8 protein-coding genes are annotated in these 12,614 nt (G+C 52.0%); 6 read left to right on the top strand and 2 right to left on the bottom strand.

All coding sequences use genetic code 11. The annotated features are described in order from the left end of the window. Positions 1-73 precede the first annotated feature (73 nt). Positions 74-916 (bottom strand): PHP domain-containing protein, encoded by an 843-nt coding sequence (locus METBU_RS0105655; RefSeq protein ID WP_026130054.1) that lies wholly within the window; start codon positions 914-916, stop codon positions 74-76. Positions 917-1,065: 149 nt separating this feature from the next. After that, positions 1,066-2,865, bottom strand: coding sequence for an ABC transporter ATP-binding protein (locus METBU_RS0105650; RefSeq protein WP_017839700.1), 1,800 nt, complete (start codon positions 2,863-2,865; stop codon positions 1,066-1,068). Between the two features lie 239 nt (positions 2,866-3,104). On the opposite strand from METBU_RS0105650, the gene METBU_RS0105645 reads away from it, so the two are divergent. From METBU_RS0105645 to METBU_RS0105620, 6 genes are all read left to right on the top strand, one after another. Next, positions 3,105-5,009 (top strand): lytic transglycosylase domain-containing protein, encoded by a 1,905-nt coding sequence (locus METBU_RS0105645; RefSeq protein ID WP_026130052.1) that lies wholly within the window; start codon positions 3,105-3,107, stop codon positions 5,007-5,009. A 125-nt stretch (positions 5,010-5,134) separates the two neighbouring features. Next, positions 5,135-5,650 (top strand): 3-hydroxyacyl-[acyl-carrier-protein] dehydratase FabA, encoded by a 516-nt coding sequence (fabA, locus tag METBU_RS0105640; RefSeq protein WP_017839698.1) that lies wholly within the window; start codon positions 5,135-5,137, stop codon positions 5,648-5,650. A gap of 11 nt (positions 5,651-5,661) precedes the next feature. Further along, entirely contained in the window at positions 5,662-6,882 is a 1,221-nt protein-coding gene (fabB, locus tag METBU_RS0105635) for a beta-ketoacyl-ACP synthase I (RefSeq protein ID WP_017839697.1), read from the top strand. Between the two features lie 273 nt (positions 6,883-7,155). Further along, entirely contained in the window at positions 7,156-8,016 is an 861-nt protein-coding gene (ttcA, locus tag METBU_RS0105630) for a tRNA 2-thiocytidine(32) synthetase TtcA (protein ID WP_017839696.1), read from the top strand. Next, the gene (locus METBU_RS0105625; RefSeq protein WP_017839695.1) at positions 8,017-8,748 is read left to right on the top strand and encodes an SAM hydrolase/SAM-dependent halogenase family protein; all 732 of its coding nucleotides are present in this window, start codon (positions 8,017-8,019) and stop codon (positions 8,746-8,748) included. Further along, positions 8,741-12,352, top strand: coding sequence for a hydantoinase B/oxoprolinase family protein (locus METBU_RS0105620; protein ID WP_017839694.1), 3,612 nt, complete (start codon positions 8,741-8,743; stop codon positions 12,350-12,352). Before METBU_RS0105625 ends, METBU_RS0105620 begins: the two co-directional genes overlap by 8 nt. The last annotated feature ends 262 nt before the right edge of the window (positions 12,353-12,614 follow it).

Raw genomic sequence — 12,614 nt, 5'->3', positions numbered from 1 at the left:
AATTGGAGTCATGTTAATTTCAATCGGCTTAACACGTCAACCGATAGTGGTAATCGTGACCGAAGCTCAATATTTAGGCGCGCGCTTCGAATAAATCCCAAACGGGTTTGATCCGTTCGGGTAACGGGTTCAAGCGCCCGAGCTCGACCCAAACGTATTTAGGGTTATGAAAATCCGAACCTTTCGAGCCGGCCAGGTCGAATTTTTGCGCGTATTGCGTGGAGGTTTGGATTTCGGCCGGGTCGTTGCGGCCGCAGACCACTTCGATTGCGTTACCGCCGACTTCTTTGAACGCGGTTAGTAAGCGCTTCATCCAGGAAGCGGTGAGTTTGTAACGCATCGGGTGAGCCAATACCGCGACCCCGCCCGATTCCTTGATCCAACCGATGGCTTCTTCGAGTCCGGCCCATTCGGTCGAGACATAGGCGGGTTTCCCTTGGCCGATGTATCGGTCGAAAGCCTCTTGTTGCGTCGTGACATGGCCTTCCGACAACAAAAAATCCGCGAAGTGAGTGCGTGTAATCATGCCGGCGCCTGCGGCAGCTTTAACTGCTTCGAGGGCGCCAAGAATACGTTTTTTTTCCAGTTTCCCGGCAATTTGCTCGGCACGTTCGCGGCGTATCGCTTGCAGTTTGTATATGCCTTCTTTCAAACGCGGGCTTTCCGGGTCGATATTCAAGCCGACGATATGTAGGCAGTGTTTATGCCAGGTGGTCGATAGTTCGATACCCGAAATCAGATCGATACCTGCCTCGGTTGCCGCTTGCTTGGCTTCGGCGAGTCCATCGGTCGTGTCATGGTCGGTCAATGCGAGACATGTGACGCCTTTCTCCTTGGCTCTCTGAATCAGTTCGCTGGGTGACAATGCACCATCCGATGCGGTGGAATGGCTGTGTAGGTCGTAGTTTTCTGGCATGATGAAGGTTCAAGGTTCAAGGTTCAAGGTTCAAGGTTCAAGGTTTGTAGGTTAAAGGTTAAAGGTTGAAGGTTGAAGGTGATTTTAATTCCTTTTACCTTTTACCTTTTACCTTTTATCTTTTATCTTGCACCTTTCCCCTGCTTTTCTCATTGATATTCACCGTAAAGTTTGGCATAGAGACCCTTTTGGGCGATTAAGGTTTCATGGCGGCCTTGTTCGCAGATGCCGCCTTCCTCGAATACGTAGACATGATCGGCTTGTTTAACGGCGCTCAGGCGATGCGCAATGATGATCGTCGTTCGGCCTTCGAGAAATTGGGCCATGGCTTGATGTAGTTTGTGTTCGGTTTCGGAATCGAGCGCCGATGTGGCTTCGTCGAGTATTACGACTTTAGGATTTGCGACGATCATGCGGGCGATCGCCATTCTTTGCCGTTGTCCGCCCGACAGACGCATGCCTTGTCGGCCGACGATGGTATCGAGTCCCTTGGGCAATTCGTCGATGGCGCTTTTCAATTGAGCAATCTCAAGGGCTTTCCAGAGTTCACTATCATCCACCGGTTTACCGAGCGTCAGATTCGTTCGAATCGTGTCATTAAATAAAATCGGATGCTGCAATACCGTGACGACATGCTCACGGATAACTTCGAGTCCAATCTGTTCGACCGGGACTTCGTCGTAATAAATGGTGCCGCTATCGGGCGTGTACAGGCCGATTAAGGTTTGTACCAAAGTCGATTTGCCGCCGCCGCTGGCACCGACCAAAGCAACTTTTTCGCCTGCAGGTATGGTGAGTTTGATGTTGTTCAAAACCTTTTCGTCGCTATAACCAAAATTCAGGTTTTCGACGCGGATCGAGACGGTTTTTTTATGGCTAAAAGGGTTTTTAATATGCGGATAATGGGGTTCTTGTTGCAACGCGTTGAGTTTATTGATTCGATTCAACGCGCCTTTAGCGGCATAAAAGGCATATTGGATGCCCAAAATTTCCTGAACCGGCGCCATCATGAACCAAAGATAACCGAATACCGCAAGCATTTGGCCGATACTGAGGTCGGAATAAAATACCATCAGCATTGCCAGGGCGCGGAATATGTCGAACCCGAATAAAAAAATCAAAAAACTCAAGCGGGTTGCCGCATCGCTTTTCCAGGCAAAGGCGGTCGAATAGTCTTTGACCGAGCGCGCTGCGTCGATCAGTTGCAGGCAATAATGTTTCTCTCGGTTACTCGCTCTGATTTGATGAATCGCTTCGAGCGTTTCGGTCAAGGCTTGTTGAAAGACTCCGTAAGAAGCATTTTCTTTCGATTTGAGGTCCTTTACTCTGGAACCGACCGCGCGCGTGAAATAGATAACGATAGGGTTCAACAGCAAAATAAAGAGACCCAATTGCCAATGCATCCATAGCAAAATTGCAGCCGTGCCGAGAATGGTCAGCACGGCAACCAATAAGCGACTGATCGTGGTGCCGATAAAGCTGTCGATCGTATCGAGGTCTGTCACCAGGTGCGTGACGACCGTACCGGCGCCCAAGCTTTCGTATTCGGACATCGATATGGTCTGCAGGCGGTCGATCAGGTTACGGCGAATTCTAAAAACGATATCCTTGGCGATGCAGGTGAATTGTTTGCCTTGAATGATGTGAAACAGGATAGAGATGATACGCAGCAATAGGCTGAGCAATAGAATCGTAACGATATAGAGAATGGGGGCTTGCCAGGCTTCCGGCGTGAAACGATTTATTGTGGCGATGACTGGGCCGGGCTTGTCGAGCAGCACTTCGTCGACTAGCAGCGGCATCAGTAAAGGCACAGGAACACTGGCAATCGTTCCCAGAATCGCTATGATATGGGCAACAAGCAATTCTTTTTTATGCAGCAGCGCGATGCGATAAATATAATTCCAAGTGTATAGTGATGGTTTTTGAATGAGCTTTTTACTATGCACGTTCCGCCGCGTTGACTGAGATAAATAACTGAAATTAGTAACTATTCAGCGCATGCGGTAGGTTGGTGTCAGGCATTGATTTCTAAGGACGCGTGAATACATCCCTGTAAGCTCTGACTGCAACGTCCTGTTGCAGACAGCCTTATAAATCAATGCCTGACACCTTCTCATACATGACTTATGCTAAATAGTTAGCGAAATTATAAGCCGTGTCGTATTTTTTAAAAACCCTAAACCCAATGAATGTTCAATTAATAATTTGTTTGATAGGGCTGTTAAGCCCGTTTTCAGTCGCATCGGCAATGAATATGGACGATCGGCGCCAGGCATTTTTAGATGCCGAGAAACAAATTGCGTCAATTAATCGCGGTGCTTTTCCTAAAAGTGCCGAAGCGCTCAGCGATTATCCCTTATATCCGTTACTCAAGTATCAATGGCTTAAAAATAATTTGGATCGCGATCAAGAGATTAAACGTTATTTAAACGATTATTCGGATATGCGCTATTCGGCGTTGTTGAGACGCGAATGGTTAAAGTATTTGGCGGACGGCAAGCGATGGCAGGCATTGGTCGAACATTATCGGCCAACTGATAATGCCGAGTTGGCATGTCATTATCAATGGGCCAGATTAAAAACCGGGTTTCGGGATGACGCGTTGAGCGAAGCCAAAAAACTTTGGACGGTCGGTTATTCGCAGCCAAAAGCTTGCGATGCTCTATTAAACGAGTTGATGGCATCGGGTGAATTTACGCAAGACATGGTTTGGCGGCGATTCGAGCTGGCATTGAGAAACAACCGGGTTCCGTTGGCCCAATATCTTAAAAAGGTGCTCGGTCCGAACGAGCGGTCGACGGCAGACTTTTGGATCAAGGTGCATCAATCGCCGCGTTTGGTCGAGCAGCCGTCCGAATGGCAAAAAGATTATCGTACGCTGGGATCGATTTTCGGCTACGGCATCGAGCGCTTGGCCGGTTCCGATGTAGATGCTGCGTTGAGCGTTTGGGACGCTAATAAACATCGTTATTGGATGTCGGTCGAGACTGTCGATAACGTCGAGCGTAAGTTAGGCTTATCACTGGCTTTTGCGAGAAGGTCGGGAGCTTATGATCGATTGAGCAGGGTTAACAATGCCGATAACACGGTCAGGGAATGGCGGGTTAGGGCGGCCTTGCTCGAACAAAACTGGCCTTATGTCATTGAGGCTTTGAACGGCTTAAGCGAACAGGAAAAAAATCAACCCCGTTGGCAATATTGGTTGGCCCGCGCGTTGACCGAAACCGGGCAGCGCGAACGCGGACATAAAGTGTTCGAAGCGTTGGCCGGCGACCGCAGTTTGTTCGGATTTATCGCGGCGGAAAACGTGAATCAGACGCCGATGCTTTCCGATCGGCCGTTGGCGTTGACTTCTGAGCAATTGGCAAGTTTTGCTCAACGACCTGCCGTGCGTCTCGTAGCCGAATTGAAGGCGCTAAATCGGGAGCAGGAAGGACTTCGGCAATGGTGGTATTTGCTGACTCGGCTCGATAAGCAACAAATTCAGGTTGCCGCCAAAGTAGCGCAGCAATGGGGCTGGACGCAGACCGCGGTATTTACGATTGCGAAAGCGGAATATTGGGACGATGTCGGCTTGCGCTTTCCGCTCGATTATCTAGACGACATCAAAAAGGAGGCACGAAAACAGTCCTTAGACCCGGCTATCGTATTAGGGTTGATCCGTCGAGAGAGCGTTTTCGACCCTAGGGCAAGGTCGCCGGCCGGCGCTCGCGGTTTGATGCAAATCATGCCGCAAACCGGTCGGCAAATCGCGCGAAAACTCAATGAAACATGGTATTCGGAAAATAGCTTGTACCAGCCGCATGTAAATGTTAAGTACGGTACACATTATTACAAACAAATGCTCGACCGTTTCGGCGGTCATTTTGCCCTTGCCGCTGCCGCTTATAACGCCGGCCCGGGAAGAGTCGATCGATGGTTGCCGAGGTATCAAACATTACCGGCCGATATTTGGATGGAAACGATCCCGTTTAAGGAAACCCGGGAATATGTCGCTGCGGTTTTAGGTTATGCGATGATTTATCAGCTTATGATGGAACGGGATTCGATTCGGCTCGGCGATGTCATGAAAGATGTACAGCCCGGTTGATGTTTGTCGGGAAGTATTGATATTGTCCCTTGCCGCCATTTCGGAAGCAAAAAAATTGAGCTGATTTTTTTTGTTATCTAATGGATAATACGCCGTTTAATAAAAATTAAGCTCAGGTACTAATAATGGGGAAGCAGCATAGTTTTACGCGCGAAGAATTATTAATGTCCGGCAGAGGGGAGTTGTACGGACCGGAAAATGCGCAATTACCATTACCGAATATGTTAATGATGGATCGCATCACTCATATTTCCGACGAAGGAGGTAAGTATGGTAAGGGTGAAATCATTGCTGAATTGGATATTAAACCCGATTTGTGGTTTTTCGAATGCCATTTTCAAGGCGATCCGGTGATGCCGGGATGTCTAGGTTTGGATGCAATGTGGCAATTGGTCGGGTTTTATTTATGCTGGTTGGGCGGGCCCGGTAAAGGCCGTGCATTGGGAGTCGGCGAAGTTAAATTCACGGGCCAGGTTCGTCCCACCGCAAAGAAAGTGATATATCGTATTCATTTGAAAAGAGTGATTATGCGAAAATTAGTGATGGGCATTGCCGATGCCACGATGGAAGTCGACGGAAAGGAAATATACGAAGCGACCGATTTGCGAGTGGGTCTGTTTACTTCAACAGAAGATTTTTAGGGGCGTAGTTAATGAAAAGAGTCGTAGTGACCGGTTTAGGAATTGTTTCCAGCATCGGAAATAATCGAGAAGAGGTAGTCGATTCCTTGAAACAAGGTTGTTCCGGAATTTCGTTTGCCGATGATTATCAAGAACTTGGTTTTAGAAGCCATGTGCGCGGCGCGATTAATATCGATCTGGATCAATTTATCGACCGGAAAGTCAAGCGTTTCATGGGCGATGGCGCTGCGTTCAATTATGTTGCGATGCAACAGGCGATCGAGGATTCGGGTCTTGAGGAGTCTGAAATCTCTAATTTCAGAACGGGGTTAGTCATGGGGTCCGGCGGCCCCTCAACATCGAATTTAGTCGATGCTGCCGATATTTTGCGCGAAAAAGGCATTAAAAAAGTCGGTCCTTACATGGTGCCGAGAACAATGTCGAGCACGAATACCGCCTGTTTGGCCACGCCGTTCAAGATTAAGGGCGTTAATTATTCGATTAGTTCGGCTTGTGCGACCAGCGCGCACTGCATCGGTCATGCGATGGAATTGATTCAAATGGGTAAGCAAGATGTCGTATTCGCCGGCGGCGGCGAAGAAGTCCATTGGACTATGTCGCTATTATTCGATGCCATGGGTGCGTTGTCGTCGAAATATAACGAGGCCCCCGAAACTGCATCGCGCCCTTATGATGCAACTCGCGACGGCTTCGTGATCTCCGGCGGCGGCGGTGTGCTAGTAATCGAAGAACTCGAGCATGCCAAGGCGCGCGGCGCGAAGATTTATGCCGAATTAACCGGTTACGGCGCGACCTCGGACGGCTACGACATGGTGCAGCCATCCGGCGAAGGCGCAGTGCGGTGCATGCAACAAGCGATGGCGACCGTCGATGCGAAGATCGATTATATCAATGCCCACGGAACCAGTACGCCAGTCGGCGATACCAAAGAACTCGAGGCGTTGCGCACCGTGTTTGGACAAGGTAATGTGCCTAATGTTAGTTCGACCAAGTCGCTGACCGGCCATGCACTCGGCGCGGCTGGTGTCAATGAGGCGATTTATTCATTGTTGATGATGGAAGAAGGTTTTTTGAGCGCCTCGGCCAATATTACCGAACTTGACCCCGATGCGATCGATATCCCTATCGTTCGTGAATTCAAGGACAATGTGACCTTAAATACGATCATGTCGAACAGTTTCGGCTTCGGCGGCACCAACGCAACATTGATATTTCAGCGTTATAACGGCTGATATTTATTAGGTTCCCACGGATTCCGCGCGGGAACCTTCTTTCCGTAGGGTGCGTATCGCGCACCTTTGCAAGCGATTCCTAGTTCCCGTTGCGCCAGAGAATTTGAAAGTATTGGTGCATTCCTCGTTCCCACCGCTCCAGCGTGGGAATGTGCATACCGATCTTGCTTCGGCAGATAGGGTATCAGTTCCCACGGAGGACCGTGGGAACTAGAATTTATTTTCCGCGCCCCGAATAAGGGTACGCGATGCGTAGCCTATAATTTATTTCGTATGACCCATTCCACTCAAAAATCCCGGACTCAATTCAATAAACTGCAGAAACGTTTGCGCCATGCGGTCGGCGACGCGATCGCCGATTACAACATGATCGAAGACGGCGATAAAATCATGGTTTGCTTGTCCGGCGGCAAGGATTCGTTCACGATGCTGGACATCTTGATGAATCTGCAAAAAACCGCACCGGTCAAGTTCGAACTGCTGGCGGTCAACCTTGATCAGAAGCAACCGGGTTTTCCCGAGCATGTTTTGCCCGAATACCTCGAATCCATCGGCGTTCCTTACCACATCATCGAGAAAGACACCTACAGCGTGGTCAAGCGTGTGATTCCCGAAGGCCAAACGACCTGCGGCCTGTGTTCGAGATTGCGGCGCGGTACCCTGTACGGTTATGCCGAAGCAAACGGCATTACCAAAATCGCCTTGGGCCATCACCGCGACGATATTTTGGAAACTTTTTTCCTGAATATTTTTTACGGCGGTAAACTAAAGGCGATGCCGCCTAAGCTACTGAGCGACGATAAGAAAAACATCGTGATCAGGCCTCTCGCCTATTGCCGCGAAAAAGAAATACAACGCTTCGCCGCATTCCGTGATTATCCGATCATTCCGTGCAATCTGTGCGGCTCGCAGGAAAATCTGCAACGCCAGGCGATGAAAGTCATGCTGAAGACCTGGGACAAACAGTTTCCGGGGCGTTTGGAGACGATTTTCACGAGTCTGCAAAACGTCGCGCCATCGCAATTGGCCGATACTCAACTGTTCGATTTCGCCGGACTCAAAGCCAACTCGAACCTGCTAAACGGATGCGAAGCGATCGATGTCGACGCCGGGTTGTCGTTCTTGGCAATGTAAATGACCGGCGCTGCTATCGTACTGTTCACCGATTTCGGGCCGGCCGGCCCTTATCTCGGGCAAGTCGAAATCGTACTTCGGCAAATCGCGCCATCCAGTCCAGTCATTTATCTTGTCAGTAATGCGCCGTGCGGCAATCCCCGAGCGGCCGCCTATCTATTGGCCGCATTGCGGCAACAGTTTCCGCAAGACTCGATATTTCTTTGCGTCGTCGATCCCGGCGTCGGCGGGGCGCGTAAGCCCGTGGTATTGCATGCGGATGGACAAACATTCGTCGGCCCGGATAACGGCTTGTTGAATACCGTCGCCAAACATGCCGAACGCCGCGATTGGTTTGAAATCGTCTGGCGTCCCGAAAATTGCTCGATGAGTTTTCACGGCCGCGATTTGTTCGCGCCGGTCGCGGCACGCCTCGTCCTGGGTCAAGCGGCAGACGATTTAAAACCTTACGATGTCGATATCGCCGATTGGCCTGAAGATCTGGCCGAAATTATTTATTTCGACGGCTACGGCAATGCCTTTACCGGTCTGCGTTACCGTTCCGAACTGGATGGACGGAAGTTAATGGTCGACGGACGCAGGCTCGAGCAAGCCGGCACCTTCAGCGAAGTCGGGGTAGGCGAGCCGTTTTGGTATTGCAATTCATGCGGCTTGGTCGAAATCGCCGTCAATCAAGGCCATGCCGAACGGCAATTGGATCTTCGGATCGGCATGAAGGTCGCTTATGAATGAAGTCAAACGCTGGCAATTTTGGATAGACCGGGGCGGCACCTTTACCGACGTTGTCGCGAAAAGCCCGGACGGACGCCTGCTTACGCATAAATTACTGTCGGATAACCCGGAACGTTACCGGGATGCCGCGTTGCAAGGCATGCGCGATATCCTGAATGTGGGTCCAGCAGAGCCGCTGGCGGATGCCGTCGAAATCGTCAAAATGGGCACGACGGTCGGCACCAATGCCTTGCTCGAACGCAAAGGCGAACCCGTCGCGCTAATAATCACAAAAGGCTTCAAGGATTGTTTGCGCATCGCTTACCAGAACCGGCCCGATATCTTCGCGCTGAATATCCAACTGCCCGAACAGCTTTATCGAACCGTCGTTGAAATCGACGAGCGTATCGACGCGCAAGGCAGCGTGCTTAAAACCTTGGACGAGCAGCTTGCCGAACGGCAGTTACAAGCGCTTTACGACCAAGGCTTGCGCGCGATCGCGGTAGTATTGCTTCATGCCTGGCGTTATCCGGCGCATGAAATCCGCTTGCAGAAAATCGCCGAAAGGGTCGGCTTCACGCAAATCTCCATTTCGCATCAAGTCAGTCCTTTAATGAAGATCGTCGGGCGCGGCGATACGACCGTCGTCGATGCCTATTTATCGCCGATGTTGCAGCACTATGTCGATCAGGTTGCCTCGGGTTTGGGCGGCGAGCGCTCGGATGAAGTTCGCTTGATGTTCATGCAATCGAACGGTGGCTTGACCGATGCCAAGCGTTTTCGAGGCCGCGATTGTATTTTATCGGGCCCGGCAGGCGGTATCGTCGGTGCGGTCGCGATCGCGCAACAGGCCGGTTTCGACAAAATCATCGCGTTCGACATGGGCGGCACCTCGACCGATGTCGCGAATTCCGCAGGCGAATACGAACGCCGCTTCGAAACCGAGGTCGCGGGCGTTAGAATGCGTGTGCCGATGATGGCGATACACACCGTCGCGGCGGGCGGCGGCTCGATTCTGCATTTCGACGGCATGCGCTACCGGGTCGGTCCCGATTCGGCCGGCGCGAATCCGGGGCCGGCCGGCTACCGGCGAGGCGGTCCGTTGACCGTGACCGATGCGAATATCATGTTGGGGAGATTGCCGCTGTTTCCGGCCGTTTTCGGCACCGAAGGCAATTTGCCACTCGATCGGGGCCGGGTTGGAGTTTTGTTCGCCGAACTTTCACAGCGCATACAAGAGGCGACCGGCGATAGCCGAAGTCCCGAACAAGTCGCCGAAGGTTTTCTCGATATCGCGGTCGAAAACATGGCGGCGGCCATCAAGACTATCTCGGTGCAAAAAGGCTACGACGTTTCCGAATATGCCTTGTGCTGTTACGGCGCGGCGGCGGGACAACATGCCTGCTCGGTGGCCGAACGCTTGGGGATGCGGCGTATTATCCTGCATCCGTTCGCGGGCGTCTTGTCGGCCTACGGCATGGGTCTGGCAGACTTGCGCACGGTTCGACAAAAAGCCTTGGAACGGCCGTGGGGCAAGGTTTCGTTGGACGCTTTACGACTCGAATTCGATGCGTTGGAACGAGAAGGGCATGCCGAGATTGCCGCGCAAGGCGTTGTAAAAGTTCGCATCGAAGCGGTTCGCCGCCTGTTTTTACGCTACCAGGGCACCGATACCGCGTTGGCGGTCGAATTTGCCGAGCAGTCGGTCATGCTGGCCGATTTCGAACGGCAATACTTGCGCCAATTCGGGTTTACCTATGCCGACAAGCCGCTCATTATTGAATCGATGGCCGTCGAAGTCATCGGACTCAGCGGGCAGGACGCATCGATACCGGCAGAGGAGCATAATTCAGAATCCATCGCGCCGCTGACGATCGAATCGGTTTTTTTCCGTGGACGGCATTGGCAAACCCCCGTATATCGGCGTGAACAATTAAACCGGGGCAGGGTCATCGACGGGCCGACTATTATCATCGAACCGACCTCGACCCTCGTGATCGACCCAGGCTGGTGTGCCTCGGTCGATCAGGGGCGCAATCTCATTCTGACGCGGCAACAGGGCAGCGAACATGCCGCATTGACGACCGGTGCGTCGCCCGATCCGGTCATGTTGGAAATTTTCAACAAACTGTTCATATCGATTGCCGAGCAGATGGGTTTCGTCCTGCAAAATACCGCGCACTCGGTCAATATCAAGGAAAGGCTGGATTTTTCATGCGCGCTGTTCGATGCGCAAGGCGAGCTGATCGCGAACGCGCCGCATATTCCGGTGCATCTTGGCTCGATGGGCGAGACCGTCAAATGCTTGGTGCAAAACAGCGATTTCACGATGGCGCGCGGTGATGTCTTTCTGGTCAATTCGCCTTATCGAGGCGGCACGCATCTGCCCGATATCACGATTATCACGCCGGTTTTCGATCGGGATAGGCTGCTGTTTTTTACCGCATCGCGCGGTCATCATGCCGATATCGGCGGCATCACGCCGGGATCGATGCCATCGCACAGCCGCTCGATCGAAGAGGAGGGCGTGTTGACTTCCGGCATCAAGATCGTCGAACAAGGCCGTTTCAACGAGGAGTCGCTGAGGGGTTGGTTGCTGTCGGGAGGCTATCCCGCGCGCAATTCCGAGCAGAATATTGCCGATTTTCAGGCACAGATCGCCGCGAACGAAAAAGGCGCTCAAGAACTGCATAAAATGATCGCGCATTATTCATTGGCGGTCGTGCAGGCCTACATGCGCTTCGTGCAGGACAATGCCGAGGCCTCGGTGCGCAAGATTTTGGCCAATCTGCCGGATGGACAATTTCGTTATGCGCTCGACGACGGTGCCGAAATCGCCGTGCGCGTAACTGTCGACCGCGAACACCAGCGCGCGCGTATCGATTTCAGCGGCACCTCGCCGCAACAATCCGGTAATTTCAACGCGCCGTCGGCAGTCTGCAAGGCGGCGGTACTCTATGTCTTCAGAACCTTAGTGCAAGACGACATTCCGCTTAATGCCGGTTGTCTCAAGCCGCTCGATATCGTCATTCCGGAAGGCTCTATGCTTAATCCGAAGTACCCGGCCGCAGTCGTAGCCGGCAATGTCGAGACATCGCAAATCATCGTCGATGCCTTGTACGGCGCATTGGGCGTATTGGCCGGATCGCAAGGCACGATGAACAATCTGACCTTCGGCAATCAGCGTTATCAATATTACGAAACGATTTGCGGCGGAGCCGGTGCCGGCAACGGTTTCGACGGCTGCAGCGCGGTACATACGCACATGACTAATTCGCGCATTACCGACCCAGAAGTGCTGGAATGGCGTTTTCCGGTTTTGCTCGAAACATTTTCGATACGCCAAGGCAGCGGCGGCCAAGGCGCGTTCAACGGCGGGAACGGGGTCGTGCGCAGAATCAAGTTTCTCGAACCGATGAGCGTTAACATTTTGTCGAGCCATCGCGCAACCGCTCCATTCGGACTGAACGGCGGCGAGCCCGGCGCGGCCGGCAAAAATAGCCTATGGCGGGCAAGCGGGCCCGTCGAGTCTTTAGGCGGTTGCGCCCAAGTCGAAATGCAAGCCGGGGACGTGCTGCAAATCGAAACGCCCGGCGGCGGCGGGTACGGTAGTAAAGTGGTTTGATAGATTGTGAGGCAAAAAAGGAGACTTATACCCTTTGCTATTCAAATTTCGGCGTTGGGGTGCCCGTCAAAGGACGCCGTGAATACGTCCATGTAGATAATCCCTTTATACTCAAGAAATAGCTAACTTTATGAGGGTATGGGGTGTGTCTAGCGAGGATGTCGGCGGCGATACGAAAAGTAAATTCGTTTTCAAGCCGAATCAAATAAAAAAAGGAGGAATTAGAGGCATCTTTGTTGCGGCATTCTGTAGCAAACGCCTG

Origin of the sequence: Methylotuvimicrobium buryatense 5G (genome assembly GCF_000341735.1) — a bacterium.
GTDB lineage: Bacteria > Pseudomonadota > Gammaproteobacteria > Methylococcales > Methylomonadaceae > Methylotuvimicrobium > Methylotuvimicrobium buryatense.
This window is presented reverse-complemented; position numbering and strand designations above follow the sequence as displayed.